Origin of the sequence: Pseudomonas sp. USTB-Z, from assembly GCF_019691255.1 — a bacterium.
GTDB lineage: Bacteria > Pseudomonadota > Gammaproteobacteria > Pseudomonadales > Pseudomonadaceae > Aquipseudomonas > Aquipseudomonas alloputida.
The window spans coordinates 29,375-50,300 of sequence record NZ_JAECZP010000017.1 but is presented as its reverse complement, the minus strand read 5'-3'; the positions used below and the strand labels follow the sequence as shown (position 1 = coordinate 50,300).

The following is a 20,926-nucleotide window of genomic DNA, read 5'->3' as shown; positions in this document are numbered from 1 at the left end:
CATGCGTAACCTGATTCTCGGTGGCGCCCGGTCTGGCAAAAGCCGCCTGGCCGAACAACTGGCCAGTGCCAGCGGCTTGCCGGTGACCTACATCGCCACCAGCCAGCCGCTGGATGGCGAAATGAACGAACGCGTGTTGCTGCATCGTCAGCGCCGGCCGGATGACTGGGGGTTGATCGAAGAGCCCTTGGCCCTGGCCGCGGTACTGCGCGCCGAAGCGGCCGAAGGGCGCTGCCTGCTGGTGGATTGCCTGACCCTGTGGCTGACCAATTTGTTGATGCTGGAAGATGACCAGCGCCTGGCCGAGGAGCGTGATGCCCTGCTGGCGTGCCTGGAACAGTTACCTGGCACCCTTATCCTGGTCAGTAACGAAACCGGCCTGGGCGTCGTGCCCATGGGCGAGCTGACCCGGCGCTATGTCGACCTGGCCGGCTGGCTGCACCAGGCGGTGGCCGAACGCTGTCAGCGTGTCGTGCTGACCGTGGCCGGCCTGCCCTTAATCCTCAAAGGACCTGCACTATGACCCAAGCCTGGTGGCGTGACGCCTGCCAACCCCTCGACAACGCCGCCATGGACCAGGCCCGCGCCCGTCAGCAGCAACTGACCAAACCTGCAGGCTCGCTCGGCCAACTTGAAGCGCTGGCGATTCAGCTGGCTGGCCTTCAGGGGCTTGAACGACCCACGCTGGATCAGGTTGCCATTACCATTTTTGCCGGCGACCACGGCGTGGTCGAAGAGGGCATCTCGGCCTATCCGCAGGCGGTAACCGGGCAGATGCTATGTAACTTCGTCGGCGGGGGCGCGGCGATCAGTGTGCTGGCGCGGCAGCTGCAGGCCAGCCTGGACGTGGTCGACCTGGGCACCATTGACGCGCAGCTGGAACTGCCCGGCGTGCGCCATCTGCGGCTGGGCACCGGTACTGCCAACTTTGCCCGTCAACCCGCGATGACCGAAAACCAGCTGCAAGCGGCCTTGCAGGCCGGTCGCGACAGTGCCCAGCGCGGCGCCGAACAGGGCGCACAGCTGTTCATCGGTGGCGAGATGGGCATTGGTAACACCACAGCCGCCGCAGCCTTGGCCAGTGTTCTGCTGGGGTGTCCGGCGTCGGAGCTGAGCGGCCCTGGCACCGGTCTGGACAACGCCGGGGTACAGCACAAGGCTGAAGTCATCGAGAGGGCGCTGCGCCTGCATGGCCTGCGTGCTGAAGACCCGTTGCAGGTACTGGGCTATGTTGGCGGTTTCGAGATCGCGGCGTTGGTCGGTGCCTACATAGGTTGTGCGCAGGCGGGTGTCGCGGTGCTGGTGGATGGCTTTATCTGCAGTGTCGCTGCGCTCGTGGCAGTGCGCCTCAACCCGCAGTGTCGGGCCTGGCTGTTGTTCGCTCATCAGGGCGCTGAACCCGGGCACAAGACCTTGCTTGCTGCACTGCAGGCCGAGCCCCTGCTGGCCTTGGGCTTGCGCCTGGGTGAGGGCAGTGGCGCTGCCTTGGCGGTGCCGCTGTTGCGCCTGGCCTGTGCGCTGCATGGGCAGATGGCGACCTTTGCCGAGGCCGCGGTGGCGGACCGCCCGGCATGATCCTCGACTTGTTGCGCCATGGTGAAACGGAACAGGGCGGCCTGCGTGGCAGCCTTGATGATGCCTTGACCGACAAGGGCTGGGCACAGATGCGCCGCGCGGTGGCCGACGGCGGCCCATGGCAGGTGCTGGTCAGCTCGCCGCTGCAACGTTGTGGGCGTTTTGCCGATGAGCTGGGTGCGCAGTTGAACCTGCCTGTGCAGCGTGAGCCCGCCCTGCAGGAACTGCACTTCGGTGATTGGGAGGGCCAAAGTGCCGCGCAGATCATGGAGCACCAGGCTGATGCACTGGGCCGTTTCTGGGCCGACCCTTACGCCTTCACACCGCCCAATGGCGAGCCGGTCGAGGCGTTTGCCGAACGGGTGCTGGCGGCTGTCGAGCGTTTGCGCCTTCAGCATGCCGGCAAGCGCGTGCTGCTGGTCACTCATGGCGGCGTCATGCGACTGTTACTGGCCCGTGCCCGTGGCTTGCCCAGGGAGCAGTTGCTGCAGGTCGAGGTTGGCCATGGCGCGTTGATGCGGCTGGTGCCAGGTGGCGATGGGCAACTGGTCGAGGTGCCCTGAGATGTTGCCGTTCTGGATTGCCCTGCAGTTTCTCAGCAGCCTGCCGGTGAGCCTGCCGGGCATGCCGGCACCGCGTGACGTAGGGCGTTCGCTGCTGTACTACCCGCTGGTTGGGTTGCTGTTCGGCTTGCTGCTGTGGTTGGCCAGTCATCTGCTTCAGGGCACGCCGTCGCCGCTGCACGCGGCTTTGCTGCTGACACTGTGGGTACTGCTCAGTGGTGCCTTGCACCTGGATGGCCTGGCGGACAGTGCCGACGCCTGGCTAGGTGGTTTCGGCGACCGTGAGCGCACCTTGCGGATCATGAAAGACCCGCGCAGCGGGCCGATTGCCGTGGTCACCCTGGTCTTGGTGTTGTTGCTGAAGTTTTGCGCATTGTGGGTGCTGGTCGGGCAGGGCATCGGCGCGCAATTGCTGCTGGCGCCGTTGATCGGGCGGGCGGCGATGTTGGGCCTGTTCCTTGGCACACCTTATGTGCGACCTGGCGGGTTGGGCCAGGCGTTGGCCGAACATTTGCCCCGGCGCGCAGCGGGGTTTGTGTTGCTGGCTTGCTTGCTGTTCTGCCTCTTCTTGGGCGGATGGAGCGTGCTGCTGGCGCTGGCGGTGTTTGCCTGGTTGCGGCATCTGATGTGCCGGCGCCTGGGCGGGACCACCGGTGATACCGCCGGTGCGTTGCTGGAGCTGCTGGAGCTGGCCGTCGTGCTCGGGTTGGCGCTGGGGCTTTGAGCGCTTGATCTGGACGGCCCTTTAGCGGCTGCTTTGCGGTGCTTTCGCAGCACGCCATAGGTGTGGAGGGGGCAGTAACTTCCAGAAACGGTCCGGAAGCGCCTGCCTCTTCCTTGTCGGCGTATCCTCAGCCTCCCCAAGCAACCAGGTAGGCTTCCCGTGCGTCACTGGATCTTTGCCAGTCTATTGGTCCTGTCCACCCTCCCAGCCTCTGCTGCAGACCTCATGGCGTTCTGGGACACTCCACGCCACGGCGGCAACAGCTTCAACCGGCTGCCACCCGATCAAGCCTACTTCGATGCCCTGAGGGGGTACGGCGCCACATGGGTGCGGCTGTCGTACGACAAATGGCAACCGGTGAAACGTGATTTCCTCCTCGGCAGCGCCGATACCTATGAAGGCCTGCCCGATGCCGACCTGGCTGTGCTGCGTGCCACCCTCGACCGGGCGCACCAGGCGGGGCTCAAGGTGGTCATCGCGCCACTCTCGCTACCGGGTATGCGCTGGTCGCAAAACAACCAGGGCCAGTTCGATGATCGCCTGTGGCAAGACAAACGTTACTGGTCCCAGGCTGCGGCGTTCTGGCGAGATATGGCGCGCGAACTGAAAAGTCATCCGGCCATCGCGGCCTACAACCTGATCAATGAGCCAGCACCGGAGAAACAGGGCGGCCTGGCTGAACATGCCGAACTCGGGCAGATGCAGCAGTGGTATGCGCAAGAACAGGGCGGTGCGCGCGATCTGCCCTTGCTGTACCGGCAACTGATAGCGGCCATACGCGAAGAAGACGCTGATACGCCGATCATGGTCGATGCCGGCTGGTATGCAGGCGCAGACGCGTTCGGCTACTGGCCGGCGCCGCTGGAAGACCCGCGAGTGCTGTATAGCGTGCACATGTATGAGCCCTATGCCGCAACCAGTGCGCCGAACATGGCGCGCAAACAGCCCATCGCCTATCCAGGCCCCGTATCTTTTGCCGGGCAGACACAGCTGTGGGATGGGCGGCGAGTTGAAGGCTACTTGCGCCAGCCGCTGGCATGGGCCGAGGCCATGGGGCTGCCGCTTTCTCGTCTGGTGGTGGGCGAGTTTGGCTGCATGCGCAGGCTGCCGGGTTGTCGGCAGTACCTTGAAGATGTACTCGTCGTGCTTGATCGCAACCGGTTGCACTGGGCGTTCTATAGCTTCCGTGAAGACAACTGGGATGGCATGGACTACGAACTGGGTACGGCGAAGGTGCCGTGGCGCTACTGGCAGGCGGTCGAGCAGGGCGCGCCAGACCCCTTGGTGCGCAAGGCCACGGTTGAGTTCGAGCCGATCCGCAGGCGCTTGAACCCGGACTGACGCTTCTCACTCTTTCGTGAAACTTCTTGCAACACTCAGTACGCGGGTATATACACGTATCCATGCTGACCAGTGAATGCATCTGTACCCACCTGCGTCGCGCCGCCCGCGGGGTGAGCCGGCATTACGACGAAGCCCTAGCCGGCTTCGGGGTCAATGTCGCCCAGTTTTCCCTGCTGCGGCACCTGCAGCGGCTCGACCGACCCAGCATCACAGCCCTGGCCGAAGCCATGGGGCTCGAGCGCAGTACCCTGGGCCGCAACCTGCGTGTGCTGGAGGCGGATGGGCTGGTAGCACTGGGCGAGGGCGATGACCAGCGTAACCGCGTGGTGCTGTTGACCGCGGCGGGTAAGCAACTGCTGCACGTTGCCCACCCAGCCTGGGAGCAGGCCCAGAAAGAACTGGTTGAACGGCTTGGGTTGGGGCAGCGGGATGAACTGGTGCGACTGCTGGAACAACTGGCCTGAAGTGAAACGACTATAAGCGGGTATATACCCGTAAAACCTTGCGATGTGCTGGAGATAACGACAATGACTTCGGTGTGGCGAACCAGCGGATGGGTGTTGGTGGGGGCGGCCTTGATACTGGCGCTGTCTCTGGGCGTACGGCACGGCTTTGGCCTGTTTCTGGGACCGATGAGTGCTGATTTTGGCTGGGGGCGTGGGGTGTTTGCCTTCGCCATTGCCCTGCAGAACCTGATCTGGGGCCTGGCGCAGCCGTTCGCTGGCGCCTTGGCCGACCGGCTTGGTGCGGCGCGGGTGGTCATCATCGGCGGTATTCTCTATGCCGCCGGCTTGATCTTGATGGGCTTGGCTGATTCGCCCTGGTCGTTGTCGCTGAGTGCGGGCTTGCTGATCGGCATCGGCCTGTCCGGCACGTCGTTCTCGGTCATTCTCGGTGTGGTCGGGCGTGCCGTGCCGGCCGAAAAGCGCAGCATGGCCATGGGGATCGCCAGCGCCGCCGGGTCATTCGGCCAGTTCGCCATGTTGCCGGGCACCCAAGGCCTGATTCAGTGGCTGGGCTGGTCGGCAGCGTTGCTGGTACTGGGCCTTTTGGTGGCGTTCATCGTGCCTTTCGTCGGCCTGCTGCGCGATCGCCCGTTACCCAGTCACGGTGCCGAGCAGACCCTGGGCCAGGCGCTGCGCGAGGCGTGCACGCACTCAGGCTTCTGGTTGCTGGCGCTGGGCTTTTTTGTCTGTGGCTTCCAGGTCGTATTCATTGGCGTTCACCTGCCGGCCTACCTGGTTGACCAGCACCTGGCTGCGGCCACCGGTACGACAGTGCTGGCGCTGGTCGGCCTGTTCAACATCGTCGGTACCTTCACTGCTGGCTGGTTGGGCGGGCGCATGTCCAAGCCGCGCCTGCTGACCGGGTTGTACCTGCTGCGTGCGGTGGTGATCGTGCTGTTCCTGTGGGCGCCGGTGAGCGAGTTCAGTGCTTACCTGTTCGGCATTGCCATGGGGCTGCTGTGGTTGTCCACGGTTCCGTTGACCAATGGCACCGTGGCCACGGTGTTTGGGGTGCGCAACCTGTCCATGCTGGGCGGTATCGTGTTCCTGTTCCATCAGTTGGGTGCGTTCCTGGGGGGCTGGCTGGGTGGGGTGGTGTATGACCGCACCGGTAGCTACGACCTGGTCTGGCAGATTTCCATCCTGCTCAGCTTGTTGGCCGCTGCCCTTAACTGGCCGGTGCGCGAACGCCCGGTTTCACGCCTGCAGGCACAGGCTGCATGAACCGTTACCTGGTCCGCGGGCTGTTGGCTATTGCCGTGTTGCTGGTGCTGGCACTGGTGTGGTGGGGCTGGCATCAGGGAGGGATGGCGTTGATGCAACTGGGCATGGGTGTTTGTTAGGCGCTACCCTGCAAGTTCAAAGGTAGCGATGCAGGAGAGACGAGTCATGCGTGCACATTGGTTGACGGTGCCGGTGCTGGCCCTGCTTGCCAGTACATCAAGCTGGGCTGCAGATTGCCCGGCGTTGTTGCAGGGCAGCCTGCCGGAATTGCGCGGTAAGGGGCAGGTCGACCTCTGCGAGCGCTTTGCCGGCAAGCCGCTCGTGGTGGTGAATACTGCCAGTTATTGCGGTTTTGCCCCGCAGTTCGAGGGGCTTGAGGCGACGTACAAGGAATATCACGAGCAAGGCCTGGAAATGCTCGGCGTGCCGTCCAATGACTTCAAGCAGGAAGACGCCGACAGTGAGAAGACTGCCAAGGTTTGCTATGCCAACTACGGTGTCACCTTCACCATGACCAAGACGCAGGCGGTGCGGGGCAAGGATGCGATACCGCTGTTTGCGGAGCTGGCCAGCCAGAGCAGTGCGCCGAAGTGGAATTTCTACAAGTATGTTGTCGATCGCAAGGGCAAGGTGATCGGTAACTTCTCCAGCCTGACCAAACCGGATGATCCTGCGTTCCGCGCCGCTATCGAAAAGGCCATCGCCTCACAGCAGTAACCAGGCTGTGCTTGCTGCGGCTTTTGCGTCTAAGCGCGCGGTAGTTCAGGCGACGCAGATTGCGACTTGAGGAGGCCAAGCGCAGGCCTCCTGAAGTCGCGAAGATCAAGATCAAAAACAGGAAGTGGCTGGCTGCGGGTGGCTTCACCGTGCATGCACGGTAATCGCCACCAACCGCACCACCACCGGCCGGACCACCAGCACACAGACAAATGCCACCGGCATCGCCAGCTGATAGGCCTTGAGCACATTGCCCAGATACTCCGGGGTAAACCCGGCATTGGCCGCCGTGATCACGAAGCACATCAACAGTGCCATGATCGACGACATGTAGAGCGCGAAAACGTAGGGGGTAGCGACCGGGTGCAATTTACGTCGACTGCGCGATCGGGGCAGGTTGCTCATGCGAACTCCTGAAAACTGAGTGGAAGCGCAGATTAGCAACCTGCACGCCTGCAGCTGTAGACCCGCGGCATTGAGTTCTTTATAAAGAAATTCTTACGAATCCAGGCGCTCCCCATGGACCTGCTCAACGCCATTCGCTGCTTCATCAAGGTGGTCGAAGCCGGTAGCATCGCCGCTGGTGCCCGTATCCTCGGCCTTAGTCCGGCAGCCGTCAGCCAGAACCTGGCGCGGCTGGAAAGCCACCTGCAAGTTCGCCTGCTCAGTCGAACCACCCGCAGCATGGCCCTGACGCCCTCTGGCGCCCAGTATTACGAGCGTGTAAAGCATATCGAGCGTGATTTGGCCCTGGCCGAACAGGCGGTGACAACACCCGACAGCGAGCCTCAGGGGCGGCTGTGCATTGCTTCGACCTCTGCCTTCGGCCGCCATGTGCTGGCGCCATTGATACCTGCTTTCAGTGCCCGCTACCCTTTGCTTTCGATAGAGTTGGTAACGACTGATCGTCGGGTCAACCATGCCCGTGAAGACGTTGACGTGAGCCTGCGCATTGCCCCGCAGCTCGAAGACCAGCTGTTGGCCCGGCGCATCGCCCGCATCCCGTTCATTTGTTGTGCCTCACCCGGATACCTGCAAAGTGCTGGCGTACCTGCCACGCCCGAGGCCTTGCGCGGGCACCGTTGCCTGGTGTTTCGCTATCCGGTGGATGGCCGCTTCTTGCGCTGGGGCTTCATGCGGGACGGCCTGCGCTTCGAAGCGGAATTCGGCACTGTATTGATCAGCGACGATATCGATGCCCTGACCCAGATGGCCTTGCACGATGGTGGCATCACCCGTCTGGCCGAGTTCATCGTGCGGCCGCACCTGGCCTCGGGGGCCTTGGTGCCGCTGTTCGAATACTGCGACAGCAGCCAGGCTTACGCCCAGACCGAGCCCATGGACATCTACCTGTGCCTGGCCGATCGCTTTGCCATGACCACCAAGGTGCGCGCATTCATGGACTACCTGCGCGAATGCCTGGGCGACAGCTGGAAAGTGCAGGCATGAAAAAACCGCCACGAAGGCGGTTTTCATGTAACGCACAGGAATCAGAAGCGGTAGGTGAGGGATGCACCGATACCGTGAGCGCTGTTCTCGTACTTGGCCTGGTAGCTGCCTTTCAACAGCCCTTGTTGTTGCGAGCTTGGCAGGTTGTTGACCTTGGTATCCTCTTCCCACAGATACGAATAGGCAACGTCGATGGTCATGTCATCGTTCGGGCTCCAGCCGGCACCAAAGCTGACCGCTTTACGATCGCCAGTCGGAATGCGTGGCGAGCGATCATGGTTGTTGGTGGGCGACTGGTCGACGGAGAAGCCTGCGCGCAGGGTCCACTCCTTGTTCACCTTGTAGGACGCACCAATGGCGTGGGCCCAGGTGTCGTGCCAGTTCTGCTCTTCGGTGATGGTCTTCAACGGGTAGCCTGCCGGTGCTTCGTTCTCGACGACGATGCTTTCCAGGCGGCTCCAGCGCGTCCAGGTGCTACCCGCATACAGTGTCCAATGGTCATCCAGTTCATGAGTGACCGAGAAGTCCACTGACTCTGGTGTCTTGATTTTCAGGCTGGCGTCGAACTTGCCGTTCAGGCCAAGCTGTGGAATCGGGTAGGAAACGCGGGTATTGCCTTCAAGCTTGTAGTCGACCATCGAGTGATAGGTCAGGCCCAGACGGGTACGGTCCGTAGCTTGCACCAGAACGCCGATGTTGTAACCGATTGCAGTGTCGTCGCCCTTGATCTTGGTCTCGCCATCAGGGCCATTGGGCCCCAGGAGGGCCTTGCTGCTCAGGTTCGAACCCAGTTCACCCTTGATACGGTTGATGGTCGGGCCAAAACCGATCGACACTTTGTCGTTGAAGGCGTAGCTGACGGTTGGCTGGAAGGTGACAACCTCGACCTTGCTCTTCTTGCCCCAGTAGCGTGCAGCGTCATCGCTACCGTAGTCGGTGATCAGGCCGTATGGCACGTAAACGCCGAAGCCAACGCTCCAGTGATCATCAATCGGCTTGACGTAATAGCCCATGGGTACGCCAACGAGAGGCACCATGTCACCATCGGTTTCCCCCCCGAAGTTGCTGCCTGGGCCCGATATGTCGGTCTTGGCGATGACGGCAGCGCCGCCCACGGTGAATTGTTCGCGCTTGAGGCGGGACATGCCGGCTGGGTTGCCATACACAGTGCTGGCATCGTCGGCAGAGGACGAGCGCCCCGCAAAACCGGTTCCCATACCGCTGATACTTTGTTCGTTCAGCGCGAACCCGGCGGCGAGCAGTTGGCTGGAAGCAAGCGCAACGGCTACGCCGAGGGAGGTTTTGAGCATTACTTTTTTCATTATTAGAAAACTCCTTGGGTCTCCGGGGCGAAAAGCTACCAACAAATCACGCGCTGCGCTATAGGCTCAATCGCAGGAGTTAGCGCAGTTTTGTAGGACAATCCGACCAAAATTCCATTTTTTCCGGTTTACTTGTAGGACGCGTCTCAAGATGCCTGTGGCAATTTCTGATCTATGCAGGCATGCCAGGCATGGGTGAAGTCGCGCAGACGACCCTGGGGGTTGAAAATCTGTCGCCAGATACGCGCCAGTGCCAGCCGATCGTCCGCCGCAGGCAATGGGGTGGCCTGCTCTTCGATGAGCATCCAGGCAATGGCAGTGGAATAGCGCAGGTTGACGGTGAGCTCCAGGTGCGGGCCACCCAGGAAGGCATGCTGGCTGGCCAGGCCGCGGACCAGGCTGGCGAGGTCGGGGTCACGGGCCAGGTATTCGTCCCAGAGCGCCTGGTGACGATGTTCGCCGATGCGGTAGAGGCCGTGCCCGCGTCGGTCGTGCAGGGCTGAGCCGAGTGCTGACTGGCTGGCGGCGATACCCAGTAGCAAGGCTTCGGCGCTGGCGCAGTGACGGTTCAGGTAGACCAGGGTGGGTCGGATCACATACTGACACAATTCATTCGCCGCAATACCCATGATGCCCTCGAGCAGGTAAGGGCCGGACGGGCGCTGGAGCTTGGCAGCTGGTGAATGATCAGGCCCGCCGGGAGCGGAAAGCACCGCTCGAGTTGAAGTGTAGTGTGATAATCGTGGTGTAAAGAGCTGTTTTTAAATCGATTACTGCCTGATGCTCCGGGCTATATGCCCTAAGGCAATTACGCCAAAGGCGTTCAGGCAGTCTTGCGATTGGATGATTCAGCGCTTGAATACCGCGGTATTCGCCGGTCACGCGGTGAGCGACTGACGCGTCCGGGCGATCACCGCCTGCAGCGGTTCATGGCGGCTGTACTGCTCGTGGTACAGGCGTTCGGTGTGGCAGGCAACGCCGTGTTCGTCTACCAAGGTAAAGCTGAAGCTGCCCTTGCGTGGGGCAACGATAAGGCACTTCAACGGCGAGAAGGCCTGGGAGAGGGTGCCAATGGCAGCCTGAATCTGATGATGAGTTTGCATATTGTTGGAGGTTCCTGCTTTAAACACGGGGGATATGATCCGTGCATGATAGAAACGTTCCAGTGACGCCTTTATTAAGGGACGAACGAACCTGACTGGAACAGGGCAGCCAGAGGGGGCGCAATCAAATGTAGGCGCTTGGGCTGACTGGTAGGTACTTCGGAAGGCAGGCAGCACGCCGGGGCCAAGGTTCTAGGCCGTCGAGGTGGGATCCTGATCAATCTGTCATGTGATTCGTGCTTGCGCAGCGTAAGGCTGGCGAGGGAATCATTGAATGGGCCGGTCCTTGTTTCAGCAGGGACGCTCTTGGGGGGAGCGAGCCTGCAAGGACGCTTGCGGCCAGAATTGACTTTCAGCTTGGTACTAACGAGGGGCACCTTACCGGAAGCGAAGATGTTTGGCAAGCACTACGTTTGTTCAGGTGAGCCGCGCAGTATGGCGCGAATTTTCGCTGCTGGGAAGAGGGGGCAAATGGCCCAAATGCCGTCCGATGTGCCCTTTTCGTGCACCCAAATGGAGGTTTATGGTGCACTTGTTCACATTCGGGGCAGCGCTTGTAACGGCTTGGCAACACCACCCAGCAGCCTCGCCAATGCCTTGACTGCGTGGTTAAGTCAATGAAAAAAAACACTATTTTTAGCTGGTGAAAAAATCGTCAGTTTGACCAAAGCCCCCAATTCACGGGGGTTTGAGGGGTATGAGAGGGGGTTGTCCACCGAGTTATCCACAGGAACTGTGGATTGTCCCGAGCGCTTGCTCTAGCACGGGCGTGCCAGCAATGGGATGGACTGTCCGACAATCGCCATGCTCCAACAGACCGGTTGGTCATCCACCTGAAAACGTCAAGAAAAGATCATTGAATTTTTTTTCAATCCTTCAGAAATCGACAGGCCAGGGCGAAAAAAAAAGAGTAGAGTGGCGCGCCTTTCGAGTTACCAAACCTGTTGCTCATGAAGTTTCGCGGTAAACACCTTTCCAGCCCCGCTGCATCGACATCTGCACCTCCTGCCAAACGCTTTTCCCTGAAAGTGGCCCTGTGGTTGCTCGACAGCCCGCGTCTGGGCGACAACCCTCAGGTCAAGCACCTGGCCGGGCGCTTGTTGAAGCAGCCGGCGCGCCAAGGTGTGGTTGTGGCGCAGAGCCGCCTGGGGCAGATGCTGTGCCGCGATTGTGGCAACGCCCGTGACCGGCGTATAGGCCATGAGCTGCTGCGTCAGGCTGCCCGCGCAGGGGATCGGCGGGCGCAGCTGGAGTACGCTCGGCTGTGTCAGCACAACGAGCCGGAGCAGGCGCGCTATTGGCTTGAGCTTGCGGCAGGGCAGGGGTCGCAGGAAGCGCGGCGCTTGTTGCGACAGTGGTTTTCTGTCTGAGCTTTTTTGCCTGCACGGGCCCTTTCGCGAGCAATCACCGATGTGTGTCCACCGCCGTGGTAGGAGCGGGTTTACCCGCGAATACGGTAGCGGCGGCAACGGTGAACGGCGGGTGGAAATTGGCCAGCAGGCCCGGCCCTTTCGCGGGTAAACCCGCCCCGACGGCGGCCTGTGTTCAACCCCCGATGCGTGTGTAGGAGCGGGTTTACCCGCGAATACGGTGGCGGCAGCAACGGTGAATGGCGGGTGGAGATTGGCCAGCAGGGCCGGCCTCTTCGCGGGTGAACCCGCTCCTACGGGCGACCGTGCAGGCATTACCTTTGCCTTCAGGCTTGCGCAGCGGGCAGGCCCGCGATAAGGCCGATGCAGGCAACACGCCAGTCAGGCTGATAAGCTGCACTCAATTTGCATCAGAGCGTTCGGGGTAAGCATGACAGTGGATCTGGCCAGCATTCTGCTGGGCATGGTGGCAGGCGTAATACCCTGCCTGGTGTGGGTCATGCAGGTGCAGCGCCGCCAGGGCGCACGGCAAGGTGAGCAGGCCTTGCTCGAAGAGCGCCTCAACGCTGCCCAACTTGCCCAGGCTGGCCTGCAGGCGCAACTGGACGCCAGTCGCGACGAGGTCAGCGACCTCAGTGAGGCCAACGCCGTCAAACAGGCCCAGCTGGCCGCCCAAGGCCGTGAGCTGGAGCTGCTGCAGATCGACCGCGACAATGCCCGTGATGCGGCCCACGCCTGGAGCCTTGAGCGCGCCAACCGCGAAGCCGAACTGCGCCGCCTGGAAGCGCAAACCGCGCGCCTAGACGCAGAACTGCGTGAACAGCAGGAAAGTCACCAGCAACGCCTGGAAGACCTGCAGGAGGCCCGTGACACCTTGCGCGCCCAGTTCGCCGACATGGCCACCAAGATCTTCGACGAGCGCGAGCAGCGCTTCGCCCAGACCAGTCAGCAGCACCTTGGCCAGTTGCTCGACCCCCTCAAGGAGCGCATCCAGGCCTTCGAAAAACGCGTGGAGGAAAGCTATCAACAAGAGGCCCGCGAGCGCTTCTCGCTGGGCAAGGAGCTGGAGCGCCTGCAACAGCTCAACCTGCGCCTGTCCGACGAAGCCACCAACCTTACCCAGGCCTTGAAGGGCCAGAAAACCCAGGGTAACTGGGGGGAGCTTATTCTCGAACGCGTGCTGGAGCATGCCGGCCTGGAAAAGGGCCGCGAATACCAGACCCAGGTCAGCCTGAAAAGCGCCGATGGCGAGCGTTTCCAGCCGGATGTGCTGATCATGCTGCCCGGCGACAAGCAGGTGGTGGTGGACGCCAAGGTCAGCCTCACTGCGTACCAGCAGTTCGTTGCCGGCAACGACGAAGCTGCGCTCAAGCAGCATGTGCAGTCGCTGCGCAGCCACGTCAAAGGCCTGTCGAGCAAGGACTACAGCCGGCTTGAAGGCCTGCACAGCCTGGATTTCGTGTTGTTGTTCGTGCCCATCGAGGCGGCCTTTTCGGCGGCCCTGCAGGCCGAGCCGAACCTGTTCCAGGAGGCCTTCGACCGGCAGATCGTGATTGTCAGCCCTACCACGTTGCTGGCGACCTTGCGGGTGATCGACAGCCTGTGGAAGCAGGAGCGTCAAGGGCAGAACGCCCGCGAAATTGCCGAGCGTGCCGGCTGGCTCTACGACAAGTTCGTGCTGTTCATCCAGGACCTGGACGAGCTGGGCAGCCGCTTGCAGCAGGTGGACAAGGCTTATGCCGCCGCGCGCAACAAGCTGTGCGAAGGGCGTGGCAACCTGGTCAGCCGCAGCGAGCAGCTTAAGCTACTGGGCGCCCGTGCCAGCAAGAGTTTGCCGGCAGACCTGCTGGAGCGGGCGCTGTCCGACGAGGCGCTGCCCGACGTAGCGGTTACTGAGCCAGGCTCAGATGGCGATTGAGCAGGGCGCGCAAGGCCGCCGGCTTGACCGGTTTGGCCAGGTAGTCCAGCCCTGATGCATGTACCAGGGCGATGGTTTCCTTGCTGCCGTCGGCGCTGATCACTACACCGGGTACCGGCTCACCCAGCCGTGCTCGAAGCCAGCCCATCAGTCCGGTGCCGGTCTCGCCGTCGTCCAGGTGGTAGTCCACCAATGCCAGGTGCGGGCGCATGCCTTTGGCCAGCAGGGCTTCGCATTCGGCCTGGTTGCGCGCGGTCCATACCTGGCAACCCCAGCGGCTCAGCAGGCTGTTCATGCCGATCAGGATGCTGTCTTCGTTGTCCACGCATAGCACGTGCAACCCGGCCAGTGGCTGGCCGCCCTGTTGTTCCACGGGCGCGCTTGGCGCCGCGGCGGTCTGGCGTGCAATCGGTACGCTGACGCGGAACACCGTGCCCTTGCCTGGCCATGAGCGCACTTCCAGCGGATGCCCCAGCACCCGACACAGACCGTCTGCGATGGCCAGGCCCAAGCCTAGCCCCTTCTCGGCACGGGTCTGGTGGCTGTCCAGGCGCTTGAACTCCTGAAAGATCACTTGCAGCTTGTCGTCAGCAATGCCCGGGCCACGGTCCCAGACCTCCAGCCATAGGCGCTCGCCCTGTCGGCGCGCGCCTAGCAGGATCGGGCTCTTGCCGTAGCGCAGGGCATTGGTGAGGAAGTTCTGCAGCACCCGGCGTAGCAGTTTCATGTCGCTGTCCACCCGCAGGCGGCTGCCGCGCAGGCGGAACTCCAGGCCTTTCTCGGCCGCCAGCAGCTTGAACTCGGCGCCCAGGGTGTCGAACAGCTCGTTGAGGGCGAAGGGTTTGGCATCCGGGGTGATCTTGCCGTTTTCCAGGCGCGAGATGTCCAGCAGGTCGCTGATCAGCTCTTCAGCCGAGCGCAGCGAGCTGTCCATGTGCTGTACCAACTGCTGGGCCTCTTCGTTCATGCCCTCGGCCTGTTGCGACAAGGCGGCAGAGAAAAGCCGTGCGGCGTTCAACGGTTGCATCAGGTCATGGCTGACGGCGGCCAGGAAGCGGGTCTTGGACTTGCTCACCGCTTCGGCCTGGCTCTTGGCTTCGGACAGCGCCTGGTTCAACTGCGACAGTTCGTGGGTGCGCTCCGCCACGCGTTGTTCAAGGCGTTCGTTGGCATCGCGCAGGGCCTGCTCGGCCTCGCGGAACGGGGTGATGTCGGTGAAGCTCATGACAAAGCCGCCGCCCGGCATCGGGTTGCCGATCAGCTCGATCACCCGGCCATTGGGGAACAGCCGCTCGGAGGAGTGCGCGCGGCCCTGACGCATCCAGTGCAGCCGCCGCGCCACATGCACTTGCGCCTCGCCGGGGCCGCACAGGCCGCGCTCGGCGTTGTAGCGGATGATATCGGCAATCGGTCGCCCTACGCTGATCAGCCCGTCCGGGTAGTTGAACAGCTCCAGGTAGCGGCGGTTCCAGGCCACCAGGTGCAAGTTCTGGTCGACCACGCTGATGCCCTGGTTGATGTTCTCGATGGCGCCTTGCAGCAGGGCGCGGTTGAACTGCAGCACCTCACTGGCTTCGTCAGCGATGCGCACCACGTCTTCCAGCTGCATGTCGCGGCCTTCGATGGCCGCTTTGACCACGGCGCGGGTCGAGGAGGTACCGAGTACCCCGGCCAGCAGGCGTTCGGTGTGCTCGATCCAGTCGCCATCGGCGTTCTGGTTCGGGTTGAAGCCCTTGCCCTGGCGGTAGGCAAAGCGGATGAAGCTCTGCCGTGCGCGCTCTTCCCCGACAAAGCGCGAGGCCAGGGTCAACAGGTCGTCGATCTGCACCGCCAGCAGCGGCTTGCTGCTGGGCCGCGCGCTGGTCTGCTGGCCAATGAACCGGCCGGCCTGCCAGTGCTCGGAAACCCGTGTGCGCGACAGCACCGAAACCCAGGCGAACAGGGTGAAGTTGCCCGCCAGTGACAGCACCACACCTTGGGTCAGTGGACTGATCGGCAGGTTCAGCGGGTTGCCGTGCAGCCACGCCAGGCCAGGGAACAACTGCAACGACCAGCCCAGGCTGTGCGCGGCAATCGGCAGCACCAAGGTGTAGAACCACAGGAAAATGCCAGCGGCCAGGCCGGCGAACACGCCGCGACGGTTGGCCTGCTTCCAGTACAGCGCGCCAAGCATGGCCGGGGTGAGCTGGGTCACAGCGGCAAAGGCGATCTGGCCGATGGTCGCCAGGCTGGCGGTGGAACCCAGCAGGCGGTAGCTGACATAGGCCAGCAGCAGGATCACCACGATGGTTACCCGGCGTACCGAAAGCATCCAGTGGCGGAACGCTTCGAAAGGCCGCTCGGCGTTGTTGCGGCGCAGCAGCCAGGGCAGCAGCATGTCGTTGGACACCATGGTCGACAGCGCCACGGCCTCGACGATCACCATGCCGGTAGCCGCCGAGGCGCCGCCGATGAACGCCAGCAGGGCAAGGCTCGGGTGCGCCTCGGCCAGGGGCAGGCTGATGACAAACGAGTCGGAGATCACCGTGCCGGGCAGCAGCATCTGCCCGGCCAGGGCAATCGGCACCACGAACAGCGCGGCCAGTGCCAGGTACATGGGGAATACCCAGCGCGCCAGGCGCAAGTCCTGCGGTTCGATGTTCTCGACCACGGTAACGTGGAACTGCCGGGGCAGGCAGATGATTGCCATCATCGCCACGGCGGTTTGCACCACCATGGACGGCCAATTGATGGTTTCTTTCCAATAGTCCTGCAAGTGGATCGACTGGCGGGCCTGGCTGAACAGGTCGTCGAAGCCGTCATACAGGTTGAAAACGATGAAGATGCCCACGGCAAGAAACGCCAGCAGCTTGATCAGCGATTCGAAGGCGATCGCCAGGACCATGCCGCGGTGGTGTTCGGTCACATCCAGGCTGCGGGTACCGAAGACGATGGCGAACAGCGCCAGTACCAGCGATATCACCAGCGCGGTGTCCTGCACGCGTGTGCCGGTGGCGTCGGCGTTGGCGCCGATCAACAGGTTCACGCCCAGTACGATGCCCTTGAGCTGCAAGGCGATATACGGCAGCACGCCGACCAGGCAGATCAGCGCCACCACCACTGCCAGGGTCTGCGACTTGCCGTAGCGTGCGGCAATGAAGTCGGCGATCGAGGTGATGTTCTGCTGCTTGCTGATCAACACCATCTTCTGCAGCACCCACGGCGCGAAGATCAGCAGCAGTACCGGGCCCAGGTAGATGGGCAGGAATGCCCAAAGCTGTTCGGCGGCCTGGCCGACCGCGCCGAAGAAGGTCCAGCTGGTGCAGTACACGGCCAGCGACAGGCTGTACACCCAGGCACGCAGCTTTGGCGGCAATGGCGTGCTGCGGCGGTCGCCATAGAAGGCGATGGCGAACATGATGGCCATATAGGCCAGGGCGACCACGGCGATCAGCCCGCTGGACAACGACATGAAGACTCCGAAGCAAAAAGGTAACGCGGTCCCGATCAATCAGTCTGGCACGCAAGTGCCGCTTCGTCAGCGCAGACGATGGTTGTAGGAGCGGGTTCACCCACGAAGAGGCCGGAACAGGCAACATCAACCCCTGCGGGTACCCAACCCATAGAACACCCCTGCCAGTATCACCGACAACACCAGCAGGTAGAAGACTGCCCCCGGCCACAGGTGTACCAGTGCAAACCCCACCATCACCGGCCCCAGCGCGGCCCCCAGGTTGGACAGGTTCTGCGCGCCGTAATACACCCCGCGCAAGTGCTCCGGTGCGATCAGGTCGATAAACATGTACTCGGCCGGGATCACGATGATTTCGCCCAGCGTGAACACCAGCATCGCCAGGCACCAGGCCAGTACCGAGCCCGCCAGCGCAAAACCCAGCAAGCCGGCGATGAACAGGCCCATACCGGCCAACAGCCACGGCATCAGGCGCTGGCGGCTGATGCGCCGGCCAATCAGGTACTGCAAGGCAATGACCGTCACGGCGTTGGTGGTGACCAGATAGCCGATCAGCCGTGCCGCTTCGGCCGGGTTGCTGGTGACCACCAGGTACTGGGACAGGTAGGCGGTGAACTGGCCGAACACCACCGCGCTCAGCACCCCACCCACGGTAAAGCACACCAGCCGGCGATCCCGCGCCAGCCCCAGCGCCACTTGGCCGAAGCCGGCCGCAGGTTTGTCCGGCGCGCTGGCCTGCAGGCTGCGATCACCCAGGCGCCAGTAAGCCAGGCACATGGCCAGGCCAAGCAGGGCAGAGGCGAGGAACGGCACATGGTCGTTCAGTTCAAGCATGGCCACGCCCAGCAACGGGCCGGCGGCGTAGCCGACGTTGCTGAGGGTGTACTTGATGGCGAATACCTCGGCCCGCTCATCCACCGGCAGTAACGCGCAGAAGCCCGCCTTGGCAGCAATGTCGACCACTGCCAGGGCCAGGTTGATCAACACCAGACAGAAGAAGAACGGCAGTGCCGAACGGCTGGCGACCGCGCCGACGAAGGCCAGGGCGAACAGCAGGGTACTGGCGCTGACCAGCGTGTGGTTGCTCAAGGTGTCGACCAGATGACCACCGTACAGACTCAACAGCGAGGCGACGATCAGCGCGCCACCGATCAGCAGACCGATCTGGCTGATCGGCAGCTGGAAATTGTCGGCCAGGTAAACCACCAGGTAGGGCAGGGTGAGGGCGCGGGCGACGGTAAGCGTGAAGGTGGTGGTGAGCAGCAGGCGAACGGTGTGCGGGTAGCGTTTTATGGCGGCGAGCATTGCCACGTCCTTGTTGTGCGGGTTTGCCGAGCACAAGCATAAGCCACATGCGGTCCTTGTAGCAGCACCGGCACCCTTACAGTGAATCGGGCGGCTTCACTGCCCTTCCCGACACAAGGCCGTTTCGCCTGCAAAAGGGCGACAGGCGGAGGATTGACAACCCGTCAGGCTCAGGGAATACTCTCGAAAAATTCATATATATGTTTATATAACAAGACGAGAGCGAGACCCATGCACCCATTGACCGGTGATGCTCGACTGCCCCGCTACCAACAACTGCGCGACCACATGGTCGCGCAAATTGCCAACAACCGCTGGCGCCCGGGGGAAGCGATCCCCACCGAAGCAGCCTTGGCCACCGAGTTCGACCTGTCGATCGGTACCGTGCGCAAAGCCGTCGATGTCCTGGTGGCCGAAGGCGTGCTGGAGCGCCAGCAGGGCCGCGGTACCTTCATTCGCCGCCCACAGTTCCAGTCGTCGCTGTTCCGCTTCTTCCGTTTCGAGGCCGCCAATGGCGAGCGCATAGTGCCGGAAAGCCGCATTCTCTCCATCGAGTCGCTGCCGGCGCCTTCCGCGGTGGCCGAGGCATTGGGCCTGGCAGGGGAGGCAGAAGTGATCCGCATCATTCGCACACGTCTGCTCGGCGCCCAGCCGGTGCTGGCCGAAGAAATCTGGCTGCCGCGCCAAACCTTCCAGCCGCTGCTGGACGTGGATTTGAACAGCAAGGGCCCATTGCTGTACCCGATCTACGAAGCGCTGTGCGGTCAGGTGGTCGCCTACGCCGAAGAAACCCTGACCGCCGAAGCGGTCGACGCGGTGCATGGCCGCTTGCTGCAACTGCCGGCCGACAGCCCGGTGGTCGTGATCGAGCGCCTGGCCCGCGACTACGCCGGCAAACCTCTGGAATGGCGCCGCTCGCGCGGCCATGCGCAGCACTTCCGCTACCGCATCGACATTCGCTAAACCGGTCGCTTCACCCTTTTACCTGTCTGCGCCGTGCTGCCACGGCGCAGTGGCTTCGCCTGCCCGTCACACCACGAATAGAAGGATAACAATCATGTTCAGCTGGTATCGCGAGATCACCTCACGGGAACGCAAGACATTCTGGGCCTGTTTCGGCGGCTGGTCGCTCGATGCGCTGGAAGTGCAGATGTTCGGCCTGGCCATCCCCGCGCTGATCGCTGCGTTCTCCCTGACCAAGGGCGATGCCGGCCTGATCAGTGGCCTGACCCTGGTGACCTCGGCAATCGGCGGCTGGCTGGGTGGCACACTGTCCGACCGCTATGGTCGCGTGCGTACCCTGCAATGGATGATTCTCTGGTTCTCGTTCTTCACCTTCCTTTCGGCGTTCGTCACCGGCTTCTACCCGTTGCTGTTCGTCAAGGCCATGCAAGGCTTTGGCATCGGTGGCGAATGGGCAGCCGGCGCGGTGCTGATGGCCGAAACCATCAACCCCAAGTATCGCGGCAAGGTCATGGGCACGGTGCAGAGTGCCTGGGCTGTGGGGTGGGGGCTGGCGGTGGCACTGTTTACGCTGATCTACTCACTGGTGCCGCAGGAGTTTGCCTGGCGGGTGATGTTCTTCGTCGGTCTGCTGCCATCGCTGCTGATCATTTGGGTACGCCGCAACGTGCCTGAGCCGGACAGCTTCCAGCGCCTGCAGAAAGAAAAAGCCATTCCCTCCAGCTTCTTGCAGTCGATGGCTGGCATCTTTCGCCCGGAACTGCTGCGTGTGACCCTGCTGGGCGGCTTGCTCGGCCTGGGTGCCCACGGTGGCTACCACGCGGTGATGACCTGGTTGCCGACCTTCCTCAAGACAGAGCGCAACCTTTCGGTGCTGAACTCGGGCGGTTACCTGGCGGTGATCATCCTGGCCTTCTGGTGCGGCTGCGTGGTCAGCGGCCTGCTGATCGACCGTATTGGCAGGCGCAAGAACATCCTGCTGTTCGCCCTGTGCTGTGTACTGACCGTGCAGGCCTACGTGTTCTTCCCGCTGACCAATACCCAGATGCTGTTCCTCGGCTTCCCGCTGGGCTTTTTCGCCGCCGGCATCCCGGCCAGCCTGGGTGCGTTTTTCAATGAGCTGTACCCGGCTGACGTGCGCGGCGCCGGGGTGGGCTTCTGCTACAACTTCGGTCGCGTGCTGTCGGCCGTGTTCCCGTTCCTGGTCGGGCACATGAGCGAGTCGATGTCGCTGGGCAGTGCCATCGGCATCGATGCCGGCATCGCGTATGGCGTTGCGGTGATCGCAGCCCTGTGCCTGCCCGAAACCCGTGGCCGCAACCTTGAATCTGCACCTGCGCCGGAAACGGCCGGTGCCGTCGCCAAGTAACCTGAACCTGTTTGTATGAGAAC

The 20,926-nt window shown here is 62.6% G+C and carries 20 protein-coding genes; 14 read left to right on the top strand and 6 right to left on the bottom strand.

Annotated elements, in window-relative coordinates:
* Nucleotide 1 precedes the first annotated feature (1 nt).
* The 9 genes from cobU (at nucleotide 2) to I8746_RS19080 (ending at nucleotide 6,653) form a co-directional block, all read left to right on the top strand.
* Nucleotides 2-523 carry a bifunctional adenosylcobinamide kinase/adenosylcobinamide-phosphate guanylyltransferase gene (gene cobU / locus I8746_RS19115; RefSeq protein ID WP_003252463.1) on the top strand — a complete coding sequence of 174 codons (522 nt, stop codon included), beginning with the start codon at nucleotides 2-4 and terminating at the stop codon, nucleotides 521-523.
* Entirely contained in the window at nucleotides 520-1,575 is a 1,056-nt protein-coding gene (gene cobT / locus I8746_RS19110; protein ID WP_221100944.1) for a nicotinate-nucleotide--dimethylbenzimidazole phosphoribosyltransferase, read from the top strand. Before cobU ends, cobT begins: the two co-directional genes overlap by 4 nt.
* A complete protein-coding gene (locus tag I8746_RS19105; protein WP_161774430.1) occupies nucleotides 1,572-2,138 on the top strand; it encodes a histidine phosphatase family protein in 567 nt (188 codons plus the stop codon). Before cobT ends, I8746_RS19105 begins: the two co-directional genes overlap by 4 nt.
* 1 nt (nucleotide 2,139) lies before the next feature.
* On the top strand, nucleotides 2,140-2,862 hold the full coding sequence (locus I8746_RS19100) for an adenosylcobinamide-GDP ribazoletransferase (protein WP_221100943.1): 723 nt from the start codon (nucleotides 2,140-2,142) through the stop codon (nucleotides 2,860-2,862).
* 225 nt (nucleotides 2,863-3,087) lie between these two features.
* Nucleotides 3,088-4,203 (top strand): glycoside hydrolase family 5 protein, encoded by a 1,116-nt coding sequence (locus I8746_RS19095; protein ID WP_014754242.1) that lies wholly within the window; start codon nucleotides 3,088-3,090, stop codon nucleotides 4,201-4,203.
* 62 nt (nucleotides 4,204-4,265) lie between these two features.
* On the top strand, nucleotides 4,266-4,670 hold the full coding sequence (locus tag I8746_RS19090) for a MarR family winged helix-turn-helix transcriptional regulator (RefSeq protein WP_014754241.1): 405 nt from the start codon (nucleotides 4,266-4,268) through the stop codon (nucleotides 4,668-4,670).
* A gap of 63 nt (nucleotides 4,671-4,733) precedes the next feature.
* Nucleotides 4,734-5,936 carry an MFS transporter gene (locus tag I8746_RS19085; RefSeq protein WP_017147897.1) on the top strand — a complete coding sequence of 401 codons (1,203 nt, stop codon included), beginning with the start codon at nucleotides 4,734-4,736 and terminating at the stop codon, nucleotides 5,934-5,936.
* On the top strand, nucleotides 5,933-6,055 hold the full coding sequence (locus I8746_RS27255) for a hypothetical protein (RefSeq protein ID WP_003252477.1): 123 nt from the start codon (nucleotides 5,933-5,935) through the stop codon (nucleotides 6,053-6,055). Before I8746_RS19085 ends, I8746_RS27255 begins: the two co-directional genes overlap by 4 nt.
* A 46-nt stretch (nucleotides 6,056-6,101) precedes the next feature.
* Nucleotides 6,102-6,653 carry a glutathione peroxidase gene (locus I8746_RS19080; RefSeq protein ID WP_003252479.1) on the top strand — a complete coding sequence of 184 codons (552 nt, stop codon included), beginning with the start codon at nucleotides 6,102-6,104 and terminating at the stop codon, nucleotides 6,651-6,653.
* Nucleotides 6,654-6,797: 144 nt separating this feature from the next.
* On the opposite strand, the gene I8746_RS19075 is transcribed toward I8746_RS19080, so the two are convergent.
* Entirely contained in the window at nucleotides 6,798-7,058 is a 261-nt protein-coding gene (locus tag I8746_RS19075; protein ID WP_012053443.1) for a DUF2798 domain-containing protein, read from the bottom strand.
* Between the two features lie 114 nt (nucleotides 7,059-7,172).
* Between I8746_RS19075 and I8746_RS19070 the strand changes: the two genes are divergently transcribed.
* On the top strand, nucleotides 7,173-8,102 hold the full coding sequence (locus I8746_RS19070) for a LysR family transcriptional regulator (protein WP_088513576.1): 930 nt from the start codon (nucleotides 7,173-7,175) through the stop codon (nucleotides 8,100-8,102).
* A 41-nt stretch (nucleotides 8,103-8,143) separates the two neighbouring features.
* On the opposite strand, the gene I8746_RS19065 is transcribed toward I8746_RS19070, so the two are convergent.
* From I8746_RS19065 to I8746_RS19055, 3 genes are all read right to left on the bottom strand, one after another.
* Entirely contained in the window at nucleotides 8,144-9,424 is a 1,281-nt protein-coding gene (locus I8746_RS19065; protein WP_012053441.1) for an OmpP1/FadL family transporter, read from the bottom strand.
* A 146-nt stretch (nucleotides 9,425-9,570) separates the two neighbouring features.
* Nucleotides 9,571-10,053 carry a hypothetical protein gene (locus I8746_RS19060; protein WP_221100942.1) on the bottom strand — a complete coding sequence of 161 codons (483 nt, stop codon included), beginning with the start codon at nucleotides 10,051-10,053 and terminating at the stop codon, nucleotides 9,571-9,573.
* Between the two features lie 249 nt (nucleotides 10,054-10,302).
* Nucleotides 10,303-10,527 (bottom strand): hypothetical protein, encoded by a 225-nt coding sequence (locus I8746_RS19055; RefSeq protein WP_010952743.1) that lies wholly within the window; start codon nucleotides 10,525-10,527, stop codon nucleotides 10,303-10,305.
* 950 nt (nucleotides 10,528-11,477) lie between these two features.
* Here I8746_RS19055 and I8746_RS19050 point away from each other — a divergent pair.
* Nucleotides 11,478-11,897, top strand: coding sequence for a tetratricopeptide repeat protein (locus tag I8746_RS19050; protein WP_088513577.1), 420 nt, complete (start codon nucleotides 11,478-11,480; stop codon nucleotides 11,895-11,897).
* 544 nt (nucleotides 11,898-12,441) lie between these two features.
* On the top strand, nucleotides 12,442-13,815 hold the full coding sequence (gene rmuC, locus I8746_RS19045; RefSeq protein WP_161774447.1) for a DNA recombination protein RmuC: 1,374 nt from the start codon (nucleotides 12,442-12,444) through the stop codon (nucleotides 13,813-13,815).
* On the opposite strand, the gene I8746_RS19040 is transcribed toward rmuC, so the two are convergent.
* Together I8746_RS19040 and I8746_RS19035 are read right to left on the bottom strand one after the other, a co-directional pair.
* Nucleotides 13,787-17,266: a PAS domain-containing hybrid sensor histidine kinase/response regulator gene (locus I8746_RS19040; RefSeq protein WP_221100941.1), complete on the bottom strand. Its 3,480-nt coding sequence runs from the start codon at nucleotides 17,264-17,266 to the stop codon at nucleotides 13,787-13,789. The genes rmuC and I8746_RS19040 overlap by 29 nt on opposite strands.
* A 126-nt stretch (nucleotides 17,267-17,392) precedes the next feature.
* Nucleotides 17,393-18,571: an MFS transporter gene (locus tag I8746_RS19035; RefSeq protein WP_017147896.1), complete on the bottom strand. Its 1,179-nt coding sequence runs from the start codon at nucleotides 18,569-18,571 to the stop codon at nucleotides 17,393-17,395.
* A 231-nt stretch (nucleotides 18,572-18,802) separates the two neighbouring features.
* Here I8746_RS19035 and I8746_RS19030 point away from each other — a divergent pair, with 231 nt between their 5' ends.
* Nucleotides 18,803-19,534: a GntR family transcriptional regulator gene (locus I8746_RS19030; RefSeq protein ID WP_012053436.1), complete on the top strand. Its 732-nt coding sequence runs from the start codon at nucleotides 18,803-18,805 to the stop codon at nucleotides 19,532-19,534.
* A 94-nt stretch (nucleotides 19,535-19,628) separates the two neighbouring features.
* Nucleotides 19,629-20,903, top strand: a complete 1,275-nt coding sequence (locus I8746_RS19025; RefSeq protein ID WP_004575314.1) for an MFS transporter — start codon at nucleotides 19,629-19,631, stop codon at nucleotides 20,901-20,903.
* Nucleotides 20,904-20,926 lie beyond the last annotated feature (23 nt).

Bases quoted from the DNA above. Each gene is read 5' to 3' on its own strand.
- I8746_RS19070 (WP_088513576.1), top strand. From the start codon at position 7,173: ATGGACCTGCTCAACGCCATTCGCTGCTTCATCAAGGTGGTCGAAGCC.
- cobU (WP_003252463.1), top strand. From the start codon at position 2: ATGCGTAACCTGATTCTCGGTGGCGCCCGGTCTGGCAAAAGCCGCCTG.
- I8746_RS19090 (WP_014754241.1), top strand. From the start codon at position 4,266: ATGCTGACCAGTGAATGCATCTGTACCCACCTGCGTCGCGCCGCCCGC.
- I8746_RS19095 (WP_014754242.1), top strand. From the start codon at position 3,088: ATGGCGTTCTGGGACACTCCACGCCACGGCGGCAACAGCTTCAACCGG.
- I8746_RS19075 (WP_012053443.1), bottom strand. From the start codon at position 7,058: ATGAGCAACCTGCCCCGATCGCGCAGTCGACGTAAATTGCACCCGGTC.
- I8746_RS19065 (WP_012053441.1), bottom strand. From the start codon at position 9,424: ATGAAAAAAGTAATGCTCAAAACCTCCCTCGGCGTAGCCGTTGCGCTT.
- I8746_RS19080 (WP_003252479.1), top strand. From the start codon at position 6,102: ATGCGTGCACATTGGTTGACGGTGCCGGTGCTGGCCCTGCTTGCCAGT.
- I8746_RS19060 (WP_221100942.1), bottom strand. From the start codon at position 10,053: ATGGGTATTGCGGCGAATGAATTGTGTCAGTATGTGATCCGACCCACC.
- I8746_RS19055 (WP_010952743.1), bottom strand. From the start codon at position 10,527: ATGCAAACTCATCATCAGATTCAGGCTGCCATTGGCACCCTCTCCCAG.
- I8746_RS19105 (WP_161774430.1), top strand. From the start codon at position 1,572: ATGATCCTCGACTTGTTGCGCCATGGTGAAACGGAACAGGGCGGCCTG.
- I8746_RS19050 (WP_088513577.1), top strand. From the start codon at position 11,478: ATGAAGTTTCGCGGTAAACACCTTTCCAGCCCCGCTGCATCGACATCT.
- I8746_RS19030 (WP_012053436.1), top strand. From the start codon at position 18,803: ATGCACCCATTGACCGGTGATGCTCGACTGCCCCGCTACCAACAACTG.
- I8746_RS19100 (WP_221100943.1), top strand. From the start codon at position 2,140: ATGTTGCCGTTCTGGATTGCCCTGCAGTTTCTCAGCAGCCTGCCGGTG.
- cobT (WP_221100944.1), top strand. From the start codon at position 520: ATGACCCAAGCCTGGTGGCGTGACGCCTGCCAACCCCTCGACAACGCC.
- I8746_RS27255 (WP_003252477.1), top strand. From the start codon at position 5,933: ATGAACCGTTACCTGGTCCGCGGGCTGTTGGCTATTGCCGTGTTGCTG.
- I8746_RS19025 (WP_004575314.1), top strand. From the start codon at position 19,629: ATGTTCAGCTGGTATCGCGAGATCACCTCACGGGAACGCAAGACATTC.
- I8746_RS19085 (WP_017147897.1), top strand. From the start codon at position 4,734: ATGACTTCGGTGTGGCGAACCAGCGGATGGGTGTTGGTGGGGGCGGCC.
- I8746_RS19035 (WP_017147896.1), bottom strand. From the start codon at position 18,571: ATGCTCGCCGCCATAAAACGCTACCCGCACACCGTTCGCCTGCTGCTC.
- I8746_RS19040 (WP_221100941.1), bottom strand. From the start codon at position 17,266: ATGTCGTTGTCCAGCGGGCTGATCGCCGTGGTCGCCCTGGCCTATATG.